The sequence below is a fragment of the Janibacter sp. GS2 genome, assembly GCF_051200835.1.
Lineage (GTDB): Bacteria > Actinomycetota > Actinomycetes > Actinomycetales > Dermatophilaceae > Janibacter.
This window is the reverse complement of sequence record NZ_CP195161.1, coordinates 990279-1005047: the sequence shown is the minus strand read 5'-3', so window position 1 is coordinate 1005047 and position 14769 is coordinate 990279. Positions and strand designations below refer to the sequence as shown.

Below are 14769 nucleotides of genomic sequence, written 5' to 3'. Positions count from 1 at the left end.
GGAGGCGAGGACGATCCACGTCATGGTCCGTCGGAAGCGCGGGGTCATCGGGCGGCCTGGGGGACGTCGTGGGTGGGTGCGGTGATGACTTGCACGCGCGGGCGTCGCTGACTGGAGTAGCTCACCTCGACATTCTCGTGCCTCGCGAGCCAGAAGGACACCACGAGGAGGGTGAGCCCGACCGCGATCGCACCGATCCCGATCGTCCAGCGGGCACCGAGGACGTCACCGATCCAGCCGATGAGCGGCGCGCCGAGCGGGGTGCCGCCGAAGAAGATCGCCATGTACAGGGCCATGACCCGGCCGCGCATCTCGGGCTCGGTGCGCATCTGGACCATGGCATTCGCGGTCGTCATCGTCGTCAGGGAGGCCAGGCCGCAGGCGGCGAGCGCGGCCGCGAAGGTCCAGTAGGTCGGCGCGAGCGCAGCCGCGGAGGCGGCGGCGGTGAAGCCGACGAGCGACAGCAGGAGGACCCGCAGACGGGGCGTGCCGCGACGGGCCGCCATCAGGGCCGCACTCAGGGATCCGACCGCCATGATCGAGCCGAGGAGCCCGTAGTCCTCCGCTCCCCGGCCGAAGACCTGGGTCGCCATGAGGGCGATGGTGATCTGGAAGTTCATCCCGAAGGTGCCCAGCACGAAGATCAGCACCAGCACGAGGATGATGTCGGGTCGACCGCGCACGTAGCGCAGGCCCTCGAGCGCCGAGCCACGTCCGGTGACCCGCGGGGCGGGGCTGAGCTCGCTCGTGCGCAGCATCAGCAGCGCACCGAGCACCGCGGCGAAGGTCAGGGAGTTGGCGAGCAGGGTGGGTCCCGTGCCCACCGCCGCGATCATCACGCCGGCGACCGCGGGGCCGATGAGCCGGCCGAGGTTGAAGGAGGCGCTGTTGAGGGCGACCGCGTTGGCCAGCCGGTTGCGCGGGACCATCTCCGAGACGAAGGTCTGCCGGGCCGGGTTGTCGAAGGCCGTGGCCACACCCGTCAGCAGCGCGAGCGCGTAGAAGTGCCACAGCTGCGCCGTGCCGGTGACGACGAGGAGGCCGCCGGCGAGGGCCGTCAGGCCGAGGACGGCCTGGGTGACCAGGAGCAGCAGGTGCTTGGGGTAGCGGTCGGTGACCATGCCGGTCCACGGCGCGAGCAGGAGCATCGGCAGGAACTGCAGGCCGGTGACGATGCCGAGGGCGGAGGCCGAGTGGTCGGTCAGCTCGGTGAGCACCACCCAGTCCTGGCCGACGCGGCCCATCCACGTCCCGATGTTGGAGACGATCGCCCCGAGTGCGTAGATGCGGTAGTTGCGGATCGACAGGGAGGCGAAGGTGGGGCTCATCGGGCGGCGATCCTCCCGAGGATCGCCGCGGCCTCGGCGAGGGTGGCCTGCTCCTGCGCGGTGAGCTCGGCCACGCGCTCGGACATCCACCGTCCCCGTCGGCGCCGGGTCTGCTCGATCGCGGCCCGGCCCTCACCCGTCAGCTCGACGAGCACGCGACGCCCGTCCTCGGGGTCGTCGTGGCGCCCGACCAGGCCGGCATCGACGAGGTAGCCGACCGTGCGGGTCATGCTCGGGGCCGACACCTTCTCGATGTCGGCGAGCCGTCGCGGGGTGCGTGCGCCGTCCTCGAGCCGGGCGAGGACCGAGAAGTGGTGGGGCGCGAGGTCGCCGTCGACGCTCTCGAAGCGCACCCGGCGGCTGATGCGCATGCACGCCAGGCGAAGCTCCTCGCTCAGGGCACTGACCCCCTTCGGGCCGAGTGCACGGGTCGTGGCCGTCTGGGTCACCGGGCTCCCTTCGTCACGGACATACTTAGCACAACTCATTACCTGCGCTAAATAATCCCGGGACCCCGCTCCCGTCCGATGTTTATCGGGTCACCCGAGAAACATCGCCTTCGCAAGGGTTAGAAACTCTTGCGAAGCGGGGGTTTATCGGGTCACCCGATAAACCTGTGGTGGTCACCCGACGCCGAGGACACCCTTGATCGGGTCGATCCCGAAGTAGAGGACGAAGAGGATGCCGACGAGCCACATCAGCGGGTGGATCATGCGGAAGCGGCCCCGGACGATCTTGATGAAGACGTAGGTGACGAAGCCGGCGCCGATGCCCGCGGTGATCGAGTAGGTGAAGGGCATGAGGATGATCGTGAGGAAGGCCGGGATGGCGATCTCCATGTCGTCCCAGTCGATGTCCTTGACCTGCTGCATCATGAGGAAGCCGACGAGCACGAGGGCCGGGGTCGCCGCCTCGTAGGGCACGATCGCGACGAGCGGCGAGAGGAAGGTCGCCAGCAGGAAGAGCACACCGGTGACGACCGAGGCCAGGCCGGTGCGGGCCCCCTCGCCGACGCCGGACGCGGACTCGATGTAGCTCGTGTTCGAGCTGACCGAGGCGGCACCACCGGCGGCCGCGGCGAGCGAGTCGACGATGAGGATCCTCTGCGAGTTGGGCGGGTTGCCCTCCTCGTCGAGGAGGTCGCCCTCGGAGCCGACGGCGACCATCGTGCCCATCGTGTCGAAGAAGTCGGCGAGCAGGATCGTGAAGATCAGCAGCAGCGCGGAGACGAAGCCGATCTTGTCGAAGGATCCGAGCAGGTTGAAGTCGCCCAGGAGGCCGAAGTCGGGCGTCGCGAAGACGGAGTCGGGGATGCTCGGCACGTTCAGGCCCCACCCCGTGGGGTTGACCACCTCGCCCGAGGCGTCGGCCTGCCCACCGATGTCGAAGATCGTCTCGACGAGGATCGCGAGGACGGTCGTGCCGAGGATCCCGTAGAGGATCGCGCCCCGCACACCGCGCACGTGCAGCGTGATGATGATGAACAGGCCGATGACGAAGACGAGGAGCGGCCAGCCGGCGAGGAAGCCGCCGACGCCGAGCTCACCCAGCGGGCCCCCTTCGGCCTTGCGCACGAAGCCGGCGTCGACGAGGCCGACGACGGTGATGAAGAGACCGATGCCGACGCTGATCGCCGTCTTCAGCTGGGCGGGCACCGCCAGCAGCACCGCCTTGCGGAAACCGGTGAGGACGAGCACGAGGATGATCAGGCCCTCGAGCACGATGAGACCCATCGCGTCGGCCCAGGTCATCTCCGGGAGCTTCGCGATGCCGAAGGCGACGAAGGCGTTGAGCCCGAGGCCCGCCGCGAGCGCCAGCGGATAGTTGGCGACCACTCCCATGAGGAGGGTCATCACGCCGGCGACGAGGGCGGTGGCCGCGGCGACCATGGCGAGGTTCGGGGAGTCGCCGCCCCCGAGGAAGCCTCCGGTCGAGTCCTCCTGGGTGCCGATGATCAGCGGGTTGAGCACGATGATGTAGGCCATCGTGAAGAAGGTGGCGACACCACCGCGGATCTCACGACCGACGGTCGAACCACGCTCGGAGATCTGGAAGTACCGCTCGACGACGGAGCCCTCGGTCGAAGGGCGGGCAGAGGTGCTCATGGGCGCACATCGTATTCCCGAGCGAGGGGCGCCCGTTACAGGGTCTCGAGGACCTCGTCGTCGAGGACCGGCGTGCCGACCTTCTCCGGCTCGGGGTCGGGCATGTCGACCTCGGAGTGCGCACCGCAGCCGTGGTCCTTGCTCACGACACCGCCGTCGCTCGGGCTCCACTCGTTGGCGCAGACGCCGAAGACCCGACGCAGCTCGCCGGGCATCGGCAGGAAGTAGCCGCACCGGCCGCAGGGGGCGGGTGCCTTGACCGCGACCTCGGCCGTCGGGCCGTGCGCGCCCTCGTACCAGCGCTGCGCTGCGGCATCGCGGCCCTCGGCGGAGAGCACCCGGGGGCGCCCGAGGCCGAGCTCCCACAGCGCCACCGCGTCGACGTCCTCCTCGCCCGTGGCCTCGAAGCCCGCCACGAGGTTCGGGTCGTCGTCGACCTTGGGCGAGATGTCACCGGGTCCGACGTCGCCGGGGGCGAGCCGCTCGGACCACGGCAGCCAGTCCGGGGCGAGGATCGCGTCCTCGCCGGGGAGGAGCTGGGACTCGCAGACCGTCGCGCTCTTGGCGCGCGGTGCGCGGGTGACGGTGACGGCCCAGCGCCAGCCGCCGTAGCCGGGCAGGGTCGCGGTGAACCAGTGGGTGCCCAGGCGCTCGGCGTCGAGGGTGAAGCCGACGTGGTCGCCGACGCCCTCCCCCTTCGTCGCCTCGAGGAGCTCGCGGCGAGCGGGCTCCACCGCGGCCGCGAGGACGCTGTCGGTCTTGGTGCGGGGTGCCATTGTCAGCCCTCCAGGTCGTCGGCGACGCGGCGCAGGACCTGGGCGACCTTCGCGCCCTGGGCCTTCTCCGGGTATCGACCGCGACGCAGTCCGTTGGAGACGTTGTCGAGCAGTTTGATGACGTCCTCGACGATGCCGACCATGTCCTCGGCCGGCTTGCGGTCACGCTGACGCAGGTTCGCCGAGACGCTCGGTGCGGGCTCGAGGACGGTGACGGCCAGCGCCTGGGCGCCGCGACGCCCTTCGACGATGCCGTAGTCGACCCGGGCGCCGCCCTTGATCGTGGTCATGCCCTCGGGCAGGGCGTTGGCGTGGAGGAAGATGTCCTCGCCGTCGTCTCCGGAGATGAAGCCGAAGCCCTTCTCCGCGTCATACCACTTGACCTTGCCAGTCGGCACCGCGCACCTCTTGCTCGAGCAGAATCCATGGGGCGCACGGGTCCGTGCACCACCGCCAAGGTTAACCCGTGCCACGGTCACCGACGAATGGGAAATCCGCGGGCGGGCTGTCGGTGCCATGGGGCACGATGTCTCCTCGTGAGCGCCCTCCCCCGTGACGTCCCCGCTGCGGAGATCGGCCCCGGGCTGTCCGGGTTCTGGCGGGCACTGCCCCGGGAGGGGCGCTTCCTGCTGTCCACCGTGGCGATCCAGCACCTCGGGCGCGGCATGACCCTGCCCTTCACCGTGATCTACCTCCACGAGGTCCGCGCCTTCTCGCTCGACACCGCCGGCACGATCATGGCGCTGCTCGCGCTCGTGGCCGCGGTCATGGCCGGGCCGATGGGCAGCCTGACCGACCTCGTCGGCGCGCGCTGGATGCTCATCGCGGCGGGGCTCAGCCAGAGCCTCGGCGCGGTCGCGATGGCCTTCGCCACCGCCCTCCCGCTGGCGGTGACCGGCGCCGTCCTCATGGGGCTCTCGGCGAGCATCGGCTGGTCCGCCGGCAACACCTTCATCTCCGCGCTCGTGCGGGGACCGCTGCGGCAGCGCTACTTCGGGGTGAACTTCGCGCTGCTCAACCTCGGCATCGGCGCGGGCGGGCTCATCGCCGGGGCCCTCGTCGACGTCAGCCGGCCGGTCACCTTCGAGGCGGTCTTCCTCGTCGACGCCGTTCTCATCCTCATCCCCGGCATCTGGCTGCTCGGCCCGCTGCGCCACGTGCACGCCCGCTCGCAGCGGCCGTCCGAGGAGACCTCCTCGTCGAGCTACGCGACGGTCCTGCGCCTGCCGGGCATGCGCTGGGTCCTGCTCATCGCCGTCGTCTCGAGCTTCGTCGGCTACGGCCAGTTCGAGGCCGGCGTCCCCGCCTTCGCCCGCGGGGTCGCGCAGGTGCGCACCGAGGTCATCGGGGTCCTCTTCGCCGCCAACACGGCCGTCATCGTGCTCCTGCAGTTCTGGGTGCTGCACCGCATCGAGGGCCATCGCCGGACCCGGGTCGGTCTGATCATGCTGGTCATCTGGTTCGGCGCCTGGCTGGCGATGGGCGTGAGCGGGATGCTGCCCGACACCCTCACGGCCGCCGTCCTCGTGGTGGCCTTCGGCGCGCTCTTCGGTCTCGGCGAGACCCTGCTCCAGCCCACGCTCCCGGCGATCACCAATGACATGGCTCCCGACCACCTGCGCGGACGGGTCAATGCCGCACAGTCCACGGCCTTCATGTCGGGTGGCGTCCTCGGCCCGCTCGTGGCGGGCGTGCTGCTCGAGCGCGACCACGCGGCCCTGTTCATCGCCCTCATCCTCGGCGGGCTGGCCCTGACGGCCTGGCTGCTGCTGCGTCTCGAACGCATCATCTCCCCGGAGGTCAACGGGGTCTTCCCGACACCGCTCCCGGTCGACAGCACGACCGGCTAGATCGCTGGCGGTCCCGGGCCCCTCCCCCGGTGAACTACCGTGGGTCGGTGCGCTCCCTCGCCGAGGACATCCGCCACCGCACCGATGAGGAGCTGGTGGCCCTGCTGGAGCTGCGTCCGGACCTGGCCCGACCGCAGCCCGCTGACCTGACGGCACTTGCCGCCCGCGCGAGCACCCGGGCCAGCACCGCCCGGGCGATCGACCACCTCGACGCGCCGCACCTCGCCGCGCTCCAGGCGTGCGTCGTCGTCGCCGTCGACGTCGCGGCGGTCGCCGCCGCTCTGGGGACGGACGAAGGGCGAGCTGCCGGCCTCATCGACGACCTCACCCGGGCAGCGCTCGTGTGGTCATCGAGCACCGGGCCCGAGGTCGCCCGGACGGCCGCCGAGGTCCTCGGCCCCCACCCCGCGGGTCTCGGACCGACCGCCGCGTCGCTCTCCCACACCCTCCCCACGGACCTGGATGCCGCGATCGCCGACGCGGACGAGGAGCCACTCACCGTCCTGCGCCGGATCGCCTGGCACGGCCCCACGGCGGCCCGGCCGAGTGACGGCGCCGGGCGCACCGGGCAGGCCGTGTCCCGACTCCTCGACCTGGGTCTCGTGGCCTCCGTCGACGGTGGGCACGTGACCGTCCCGCGGGAGGTGGGGCTGGCCGTGCGCGGCGGCCGGCTCCTCGACACTCCTCTCGACGAGACGGGTGAGCAGGTCGCGCAGCGCACGCCCGAGGACGTGGACCGCGCGGCGGCTGCCGCCGCCACCGAGCTCGTCGCCCTCGTCGACGAGCTCCTCGACCACCTCGAGACCATGCGACCTCGGGTGCTGCGCAGCAGCGGCCTCGCCGTGCGCGACCTGCGGACCCTCGCCGGGCGGGTCAACCTCGACGAGGCCGGGGCCACCCTCCTGCTCGAGCTCGCCCTCGGAGCCGGCCTCGTCGCCGACGACCGCGCCCTCGAGCCCGTCTGGCGGCTGACCACCGAGGTCGAGACCTGGCGTTCCCTCGATCCGGCCCACCGTTGGGCCGGCATCGCGACGCCGTGGGTGCACTCCCTTCGCGCCTGTGTCGTCCCGGCACCCGATGACGCCGGCCGGGTCAATGCCCTGTCCGACGGGCTCATCTGGCCGCCGGTACGGGCCCTGCGCCATGAGCTGTTGGCGATCCTCGCCGACCTCCCCGACGGGTCAGCCCCCGAGCCCGCGCAGGTCACCGAGCTGCTGCGCCGAAACCGACCGCGGCGGATGCCCCGCGAGGCCGATGAGGTCGTCGCCGGGCTCCTGCGGGAGTGCGAGGTCCTGGGGGTCACCGGCCGCAGCGCCATCAGCAGCGTGGGCCGCGCCCTCCGCACGGACCCCGACGACGCGTCGGCCCGGCTGGCCACGCTCGTCCCCGACCCCGTCGACCACCTCCTCCTGCAGGCCGACCTCACCGCGATCGTCCCCGGCACCCCGGTCTCGCGGCTCGCGTCGCTGCTGCGGTGCAGTGCCGTCCTGGAGTCCCGCGGCGGTGCGGGGGTGTACCGCTTCACCGAGCAGAGCCTGCGCACGGCCCTGGACGCCGGGTGGACCGCGGACGACCTCCTGGAGGCCCTCACCGGATTCAGCGCCACCGAGCTCCCCCAGCCGCTGACCTATCTCATCCGGGACGTGGCCCGTCGGCACGGCCAGCTGCGCGTCGGCACCGCGGGCAGCTACCTGCGCAGCGACGACCCGACCCACCTCGAGGCGCTGCTCGCGCGCCGTGACCTGAGCCACCTCCAGCTGCGCCAGCTCGCCCCCACGGTCCTCATCTCCCCCGTCGGACCCACGGTGCTCCTCGAGGCGCTGCGCGACATCTCCCTGGCCCCGTCCCTCGAGAGCTCCGGTGGGGTCGTCTCGACCACCCCGAGCGGCACCCGCGTCCCGCCCCGTCGGGACCGGCCGGTGACCGAGGTCGGGCCCGATCCGGCCGAGCAGGTCCTCGCCCGGCTCCGAGTCGGCGAGGCCGCCGCCGAGCGCCGCCGCAACCTGCCCGACGACGGGGGGCCGACGATCCCGGCGCTCGACCCGGCGAGTACCTCGGCCCTGCTGCGGGAGGCCGCAGCCGACCGTCTGGCCGCGTGGATCGGCGTGACCGATGCCGTGGGCTCGACCAAGCGGCTGCTCTTCCACCCGAGCACCGTCGACGGCGGTCGGGTCATCGGCGAGGTCGACGCGGTCCCGCAGGTGTACTCCCTGCACCGGATCACCGGGGTCGTCGTCGACGAGTGAGCACGCCCCACGATTCTCGGGTCACCCGAGAAACTGCGCCTTCGCAAGAGTAAGAAACCCTTGCGAAGCGGGGGTTTCTCGGGTGACCCGAGAAACCTCGTCAGGCGCCGGAGAGGGCCTTGACCACCCGCGAGGGCGAGGGCCGGCCGAGCTGCTCGGCCATCCACACGCTCGTCTCGACGAGCGCGTCGAGGTCGATCCCCGTCTCCACCCCGGCGCCACGGAGCATCCACACGAGGTCCTCGGTGGCGAGGTTGCCGGTGGCGGACTTGGCGTACGGGCACCCGCCGAGCCCGCCGGTCGAGGCGTCGACGACGCTCACGCCGGCCTTCAGCGCGGTGAGGGTGTTGGCCAGGGCCTGGCCGTAGGTGTCGTGGAAGTGCACCCCGATCCGATCCACGCCCACCCCGCGACGATCGAGCGCGGCGAGCAGCGCCTCGACGTGACCGGGGGTGCCGGTGCCGATCGTGTCGCCGACGGAGAGCTGGTCACAGCCGAGGTCCATCAGCTCGGCGCAGGCGTCGGCGACCTGGTCCACCGGCACGGGCCCCTCCCACGGGTCGCCGAAGCACATCGAGACATAGGCACGCACCCACAGCCCCGCCTCCTGCGCACGGGCGACGACCGGGGCGAACATCGCGACCGACTCCTCCCGCGAGCGGCCGAGGTTCTTCTGGGCGAAGGTCTGCGTCGCGCTGCCGAAGATCGCGACGGCTCCGACCCCGGCCTCCAACGCCCGGTCCAGACCGCGCTCGTTGGGGACCAGCACGGGACGAAGGGGGCCGGCCCCCACCGTCCCGAGGTCGGCCAGGAGGTCGCGGGCATCGGCCAGCTGTGGCACCCACTTCGGCGAGACGAAGGAGGTCGTCTCGACGGTCTCCAGACCGGCGCCGACGAGGCGACGGATGAACTCGGCCTTGACCGGGGTCGGCACGTTCGCCTTCTCGTTCTGCAGGCCGTCGCGCGGGCCGACCTCGTAGACCGTCACCCGGGACGGCAGACCGGGCAGGGGCTCCAGCTGCGGAAGTGCGATGGGCATGAACCCATCATGACGCATCCCGTACCGTTGGCTCCGGTCGAGCGCAGAGCCGACCGAGGAGGACACACACGCATGAGCCAGGACCCGTACCCGAACGGACGACCGAGCCCGGACGACGGGCAGCCGTACTCGGACGACCCGTACGTCCCGGTCAACCGACCCCAGCAGCAGCCCGCGTACGGCGGTCCGCCCACGCCGCCGCCCGGGGGACAACTCGGCCCCGGCGCACCGGCGGCCCCGCCCTTCCCCTACCCGACGGCCAAGCAGCCGGCGAACGTCTCGGCGATCGTCCTCACCGTCGTCTCCGGGCTGGCCACCGTCACGGGTGTGTGCTGCTTCGTGAGCATCATCCCGCTCGTCTTCGGCATCCTCGGCATCGTCAAGCAGGACAACGACCCCGAGGGTGCTGCGCAGATGACGAAGTACGGGTGGATCTCCTTCGCGGTGATCGCCGCGCTCACCATCATCGGCGTCCTGGCCTTCATCGCGATCCTCGTCGCGGCCGGGGCCTGAGCCGGTCATGGTGATGCCCGACGGCGCCCTCATCGTCCAGAGCGACAAGACCCTCCTCCTCGAGGTCGACCACGAGAAGTCCGCCGACGCACGACGGGCCATCGCCCCCTTCGCCGAGCTGGAGCGCGCCCCGGAGCACATCCACACCTACCGGGTCACCCCGCTCGGTCTGTGGAATGCCCGCGCTGCGGGTCACGACGCCGAGCAGGTCGTCAACGCGCTGATCACCCACTCGCGCTACCCGGTGCCGCAGGCCCTCCTCGTCGACATCGCCGACACGATGGACCGCTACGGTCGCCTCGTGCTGGAGAAGGACGGCGAGCAGCTCGTCCTGCGCACCACCGATCGTGCCGTGCTCACCGAGGTGCTGCGGCACAAGAAGATCACGCCGCTCGTCGGGGAGATGCTCTCCCCCGACGAGGTGGTCGTCCACCCCTCCGAGCGCGGCACCCTCAAGCAGGAGCTGCTCAAGGTCGGCTGGCCGGCGGAGGACCGCGCCGGGTACGTCGATGGCGAGGCGCACGCGATCGACCTCGATCAGGACGGCTGGAGCCTGCGGCCCTACCAGCAGCAGGCGGTCGACGGCTTCTGGGACGGCGGGTCCGGCGTCGTCGTGCTCCCCTGCGGCGCGGGCAAGACCCTCGTCGGCGCCGCCGCGATGTCTGCGGCCAAGGCGACGACCCTCATCCTCGTGACCAACACCGTGAGCGCCCGCCAGTGGCGCGAGGAGCTGCTCGCGCGCACGACGCTCACCGAGGAGGAGATCGGCGAGTACTCCGGGGCCCGCAAGGAGGTCCGCCCGGTGACGATCGCCACCTACCAGGTGCTCACGCTCAAGCGGAAGGGCGTCTACCCCCACCTCGACCTCCTCGACGCCCGCGACTGGGGCCTCATCGTCTACGACGAGGTCCACCTGCTCCCGGCGCCGATCTTCCGGATGACCGCCGACCTCCAGGCCCGTCGTCGACTCGGCCTCACCGCGACCCTCGTGCGCGAGGACGGCCGCGAGGCCGATGTCTTCTCGCTCATCGGGCCCAAGCGCTTCGATGCCCCGTGGAAGGACATCGAGGCGCAGGGTTACATCGCGCCCGCCGACTGCGTCGAGGTCCGGGTGAGCATGAGCGACGCCGAGCGGATGGCCTATGCGACCGCCGATGCCGAGGACCGCTACCGTCTCGCGTCGTGCTCCCCGGTCAAGCTCGGGGTGGTCCGCGAGGTCGTCTCGCGGCACGAGGGCGAGCCGACGCTCGTCATCGGCCAGTACCTCGACCAGCTCCACGAGCTGTCCGAGCAGCTCGACGCCGACCTCATCACCGGTGAGACACCCGTCAAACAGCGTCAGACGCTCTTCGCCGACTTCCGCGAAGGGCGCATCAGCCTGCTCGTCGTGTCCAAGGTGGCCAACTTCTCCATCGACCTCCCCGAGGCGACCGTGGCCGTCCAGGTCAGCGGCACCTTCGGCTCCCGCCAGGAGGAGGCGCAGCGCCTGGGGCGCCTCCTGCGACCGAAGGAGGACGGGCGCACCGCGCACTTCTACACGGTCGTCGCCCGCGACACCGTCGACGCGGAGTTCGCCGCCCACCGCCAGCGTTTCCTCGCCGAGCAGGGCTACGCCTACCGGATCGTCGACGCCGACGACCTCTGAGCCCGCCCCCGACGTCGCATCTGCCTAGGCAGATGCACCGTCCCGGGGGCTCAGGTCGCATCTGCCTAGGCAGATGCGACGTCCTGGGTCAGTGGATCGACTCGAGGAAGCGCTGGGTGCGCTCGTGCTGGGGGTTGCTGAGGATGTCGCGCGGGCTGCCCTGCTCGACGACCTGACCACCGTCGAACATCATCACCTTGTGCGACACGTCGCGGGCGAAGCCCATCTCGTGCGTGACGATGAGCATCGAGATGTCCGTGTTGTCGGCCACGTCACGCAGCACCCCGAGGACGTCCCCGACGAGCTCCGGGTCCAGGGCCGAGGTCACCTCGTCGAGCAGCAGGATCTCCGGGTCCATCGCGAGCGCCCGCGCGATCGCGACCCGCTGCTTCTGCCCACCGGAGAGCTGGCTCGGGTGCGCGTGGGAGCGATCACTCAGCCCCACCTGCTCCAACAGCGACATCGCCCGCTCCTGGGCCTCCTTCTTGCTCCGTCCGAGCACGGTGACCGGCGCCTCGGTGAGGTTGTCGATGACCGACATGTTCGGGAAGAGGTTGAAGTGCTGGAAGACCATGCCGATCTTCTTGCGGGTCTCGGCGACCTGCTTGGGCCGCAACTTCACCCGCTTCCCGTCGCGGCGGTCGTGGGTCAGCGGCTGACCGTCGATCCAGATGTATCCGTCGGTCAGCTCCTCGAGCGTCATCACCAGTCGCAGGATCGTCGTCTTGCCCGACCCGCTCGGCCCGATGAGGGTGACTCGTTCCCCCGGCGCGACGTCGAAGTTCAGCCCCGACAGGATCGTGGTGTCCCCGAACTTCTTCTCGACGTCCTCGAAGCGGATGACCGGCTGGGCGCTGTCCGTCGTGGTCTCAGTAGGCAAGTGACTTCTCCAATTTCCGGACTGCGACGGCCGTGACGAGGCTCGCCGCGAGGAAGATCAGGCCAGCGATGGTGAAGGCCTCGGTGTAGCGGAAGGTGTTCGCGCCGTACTGCTGCGCCGTGGTGACCATCTCCACCACGAAGATGGCGAAGAGGAAGGGGGTGTCCTTGAACATGGAGATCGTCCAGTTGCCCAGCGACGGCAGGGTCGCGCGCAACGCCTGCGGCAGCACGATGTCCCGCCACGTCCTGGCCTGGGGCAGGCTGAGCGCCCTGGCCGCCTCCCACTGTCCCTTGTCCACAGAGGCGATGCCGGCGATGTAGGACTCGGCCATGTACGTCGAGTAGTGCACCCCGATGACGACCGTGCCGACCCACAGCAGGGGCAGCCAGCCGGAGGGGACGACGAAGCTGACGAAGATCAGCTGGATGATCAGTGGCGTCATCCGCACGAAGTCCATGACCCACCGCAGCGGCTTCGACAGCCACACCGGAAGGACCTGGACGGCGACCGCGAGGAGGAGCCCGACGAGGGACGCGATGATCGTCCCGACGACCGTGACGAGCAGGGTGACCTGGACGAAGGCCGTGAGCAGCTCCGGCAGCACCTCGGCCGCCGCGGTCCAGTCCCAGAAGGTATTGAAGTCGATGGCAGGTCGCATCACAAAGCCGCCCCCGCTCCTGCGTGGCTACTGCGCGGAGTGATCCCCAACCGCCTGAAGGCGCGCTTTTCGAGCACCCGTAGACCCTTGGAGAACACCAGCGCGAAGAGGTAGTAGATGAGCAGACCGACGCTGAAGGCGAAGACGGTCCCGGTGCTCAACCGGAGTTCACTGATCTGGTAGGTCAGGTCCTGCAGTCCGATGAACAGGGCCACGGCGGTGCCCTTGATGAGCATGATCAGCAAGTTGTTGTAACCCGACAGCATGAGCGCCCACGCCTGCGGCCAGATGACCCGGCGCATCCGGGTCAGGCTCGACATGTTCAGCGCGGTCGCGCCCTCCCACTGCCCCTTGTCCACGGCGTTGATCGACCCGCGCACGACCTCGGCGCCGTAGGCGCCGTAGTTCAGGCCCAACGCGAGGATCCCCGTCCACACCGCGTCCATGCTCACGCCGAACAGTGGCAGGACGTAGTAGAGCCAGAAGAGCTGGACCACCAGGGAGGTCCCGCGGAAGAACTCGACGACGATCGTCGCGAGCCAACGCAGGGGGCCGACCGGGGAGATGCTCAGCAGCCCGAAGGCCACCGAGATGAGGAACGCGAGGGCTGCCCCGCCGAGGGTGAGCTGGAGGGTGATCTCCAGACCCTCCACCAGCCTCGGCAGGGCATCCCGAAGTGCGTCGAGCTTGTCGTTCACTGAGCGTCCGGGAGCTCTCCGGCGCACAGCTGCTTGGTCGTCAGGTCACCCTTCGGGCGCTCGGCATTGGTGAAGCCGAACTCGCCGACGACGTCGTCGTAGGCCTTCTCGTCCCCGACGATCTTCTCGAGCTCCTTGTTGTAGGCATCCCGCAGGTCCTCATCGCCCTTCTTGAAGACGGTGGCGCCCGCCCCGACCTGCTCCTTGCCGTCGACGACCGCGACGAAGGGCTTGGTCGCCTCGACCCCCGCGTCCTTGTTCTTGTCCGCCAGGGCGCGAAGGGAGATCCCGGTCAGCGCGAAGGCGTCGACGCGCCCGCGGGTCACGGCGTCCAGCCCGTCCTGGGGGCTGCCGACCTCCGTGGCCTCGATCCCGAGGTCCTTGGCGTACCCGGACTCGATCGCCCCGGTCAACGTGGCGATCTTGGCGTCGGCCTTCTTGGCGTCCTGCATGTCGTTCAGACCCTTGGGGTTGCCATCCGGCACCAGGAAGGCCGTCGTGTAGAGGATCTCCGGGTCGCCGAAGTCGGCCTGCTTGCAGCGATCGGGCAGGATCGACATGCCCGCGGAGACGACATCGAAGCGCCCGGCGTTCAACCCCGGGATGAGGGAGCCGAACTCGGTCTTGACGCCCTTGACCTCGTCGATGCCCAGCTCGGGAAAGATCTTCTCGTGCAGGGCGATCGTCGCACCGGTCAGCTCGCCGTCCTTCTCGAAGGAGTACGGCTCCTCCCCGGCGAACCCGACGGTGATCGTGCCGGCGTCCTTGAGCTCGGAGAGCTTGTCGCCGCCACCGCCGCCCCCGGACTCGTCCGAGCCCGAGTCACCACAGGCCGCCACGGTGAGGGCCAGGCTCGCTGCGGCCACTCCGGCCATGATTCGCGTGTTACGCACGGTCTTCCTCCCTCTCGGGGGACACCGTGCGGAGTCGTGACTCCTCCCACCGTCGCGGTCTGGGGTGACTGCGACGAGGCGATTTATCGCACAGATTTTCTCGGGCCGGTATCCGCCCCCCGTCGTCTTGCCTCC

The 14769-nt window shown here is 70.4% G+C and carries 14 protein-coding genes; 4 read left to right on the top strand and 10 right to left on the bottom strand.

Annotated features, from left to right (window positions below; translation table 11 throughout):
* Nucleotides 1-44 precede the first annotated feature (44 nt).
* The 5 genes from ACR9E9_RS04950 to ACR9E9_RS04930 all read right to left on the bottom strand — a co-directional run bounded on the left by ACR9E9_RS04950 (nt 45) and on the right by ACR9E9_RS04930 (nt 4607).
* Nucleotides 45-1328 (bottom strand): MFS transporter, encoded by a 1284-nt coding sequence (locus tag ACR9E9_RS04950; RefSeq protein WP_435202278.1) that lies wholly within the window; start codon nt 1326-1328, stop codon nt 45-47.
* Nucleotides 1325-1777 (bottom strand): MarR family winged helix-turn-helix transcriptional regulator, encoded by a 453-nt coding sequence (locus ACR9E9_RS04945; RefSeq protein WP_435202276.1) that lies wholly within the window; start codon nt 1775-1777, stop codon nt 1325-1327. The genes ACR9E9_RS04950 and ACR9E9_RS04945 overlap by 4 nt, the downstream gene beginning before the upstream one ends.
* Nucleotides 1778-1951: 174 nt before the next feature.
* A complete protein-coding gene (locus ACR9E9_RS04940) occupies nt 1952-3433 on the bottom strand; it encodes an NCS2 family permease (RefSeq protein ID WP_435202274.1) in 1482 nt (493 codons plus the stop codon).
* 35 nt (nt 3434-3468) lie between these two features.
* Nucleotides 3469-4209: a DUF3027 domain-containing protein gene (locus ACR9E9_RS04935; RefSeq protein ID WP_435202272.1), complete on the bottom strand. Its 741-nt coding sequence runs from the start codon at nt 4207-4209 to the stop codon at nt 3469-3471.
* Between the two features lie 2 nt (nt 4210-4211).
* Complete coding sequence (locus tag ACR9E9_RS04930) at nt 4212-4607, bottom strand: cold-shock protein (RefSeq protein WP_435202270.1); 396 nt, start codon at nt 4605-4607, stop codon at nt 4212-4214.
* A gap of 138 nt (nt 4608-4745) precedes the next feature.
* Here ACR9E9_RS04930 and ACR9E9_RS04925 point away from each other — a divergent pair, with 138 nt between their 5' ends.
* Both ACR9E9_RS04925 and ACR9E9_RS04920 read left to right on the top strand, forming a co-directional pair.
* Nucleotides 4746-6059: an MFS transporter gene (locus tag ACR9E9_RS04925; protein WP_435202269.1), complete on the top strand. Its 1314-nt coding sequence runs from the start codon at nt 4746-4748 to the stop codon at nt 6057-6059.
* A 47-nt stretch (nt 6060-6106) separates the two neighbouring features.
* Nucleotides 6107-8305, top strand: coding sequence for a helicase-associated domain-containing protein (locus ACR9E9_RS04920; protein ID WP_435202267.1), 2199 nt, complete (start codon nt 6107-6109; stop codon nt 8303-8305).
* Between the two features lie 100 nt (nt 8306-8405).
* Here the strand turns inward: ACR9E9_RS04920 and ACR9E9_RS04915 are convergent, their stop codons facing one another.
* The gene (locus ACR9E9_RS04915; RefSeq protein ID WP_435202265.1) at nt 8406-9344 is read right to left on the bottom strand and encodes a hydroxymethylglutaryl-CoA lyase; all 939 of its coding nucleotides are present in this window, start codon (nt 9342-9344) and stop codon (nt 8406-8408) included.
* A 72-nt stretch (nt 9345-9416) separates the two neighbouring features.
* Here ACR9E9_RS04915 and ACR9E9_RS04910 point away from each other — a divergent pair, with 72 nt between their 5' ends.
* Nucleotides 9417-9857, top strand: coding sequence for a hypothetical protein (locus ACR9E9_RS04910; RefSeq protein WP_435202263.1), 441 nt, complete (start codon nt 9417-9419; stop codon nt 9855-9857).
* 13 nt (nt 9858-9870) lie between these two features.
* Entirely contained in the window at nt 9871-11502 is a 1632-nt protein-coding gene (locus ACR9E9_RS04905; protein ID WP_435203578.1) for a DNA repair helicase XPB, read from the top strand.
* An 88-nt stretch (nt 11503-11590) separates the two neighbouring features.
* Here ACR9E9_RS04905 and ehuA read toward each other — a convergent pair whose 3' ends face one another.
* From ehuA to ehuB, 4 genes are read right to left on the bottom strand one after another with little or no spacing between them, the layout of a single operon-like run.
* Nucleotides 11591-12382, bottom strand: a complete 792-nt coding sequence (gene ehuA, locus ACR9E9_RS04900) for an ectoine/hydroxyectoine ABC transporter ATP-binding protein EhuA (protein WP_435202261.1) — start codon at nt 12380-12382, stop codon at nt 11591-11593.
* Nucleotides 12372-13043 carry an ectoine/hydroxyectoine ABC transporter permease subunit EhuD gene (ehuD, locus tag ACR9E9_RS04895; protein ID WP_435202259.1) on the bottom strand — a complete coding sequence of 224 codons (672 nt, stop codon included), beginning with the start codon at nt 13041-13043 and terminating at the stop codon, nt 12372-12374. Before ehuD ends, ehuA begins: the two co-directional genes overlap by 11 nt.
* Nucleotides 13043-13741 (bottom strand): ectoine/hydroxyectoine ABC transporter permease subunit EhuC, encoded by a 699-nt coding sequence (gene ehuC, locus ACR9E9_RS04890; RefSeq protein WP_435202257.1) that lies wholly within the window; start codon nt 13739-13741, stop codon nt 13043-13045. The genes ehuD and ehuC overlap by 1 nt, the downstream gene beginning before the upstream one ends.
* Complete coding sequence (gene ehuB, locus ACR9E9_RS04885; protein ID WP_435202255.1) at nt 13738-14634, bottom strand: ectoine/hydroxyectoine ABC transporter substrate-binding protein EhuB; 897 nt, start codon at nt 14632-14634, stop codon at nt 13738-13740. The genes ehuC and ehuB overlap by 4 nt, the downstream gene beginning before the upstream one ends.
* Between the last annotated feature and the right edge of the window lie 135 nt (nt 14635-14769).

Coding starts and splice junctions, on each gene's coding strand:
- ACR9E9_RS04950 (WP_435202278.1), bottom strand. CDS start 1,328: ATGAGCCCCACCTTCGCCTCCCTGTCGATCCGCAACTACCGCATCTAC.
- ACR9E9_RS04940 (WP_435202274.1), bottom strand. CDS start 3,433: ATGAGCACCTCTGCCCGCCCTTCGACCGAGGGCTCCGTCGTCGAGCGG.
- ACR9E9_RS04935 (WP_435202272.1), bottom strand. CDS start 4,209: ATGGCACCCCGCACCAAGACCGACAGCGTCCTCGCGGCCGCGGTGGAG.
- ACR9E9_RS04915 (WP_435202265.1), bottom strand. CDS start 9,344: ATGCCCATCGCACTTCCGCAGCTGGAGCCCCTGCCCGGTCTGCCGTCC.
- ACR9E9_RS04910 (WP_435202263.1), top strand. CDS start 9,417: ATGAGCCAGGACCCGTACCCGAACGGACGACCGAGCCCGGACGACGGG.
- ACR9E9_RS04905 (WP_435203578.1), top strand. CDS start 9,871: ATGCCCGACGGCGCCCTCATCGTCCAGAGCGACAAGACCCTCCTCCTC.
- ehuD (WP_435202259.1), bottom strand. CDS start 13,043: ATGCGACCTGCCATCGACTTCAATACCTTCTGGGACTGGACCGCGGCG.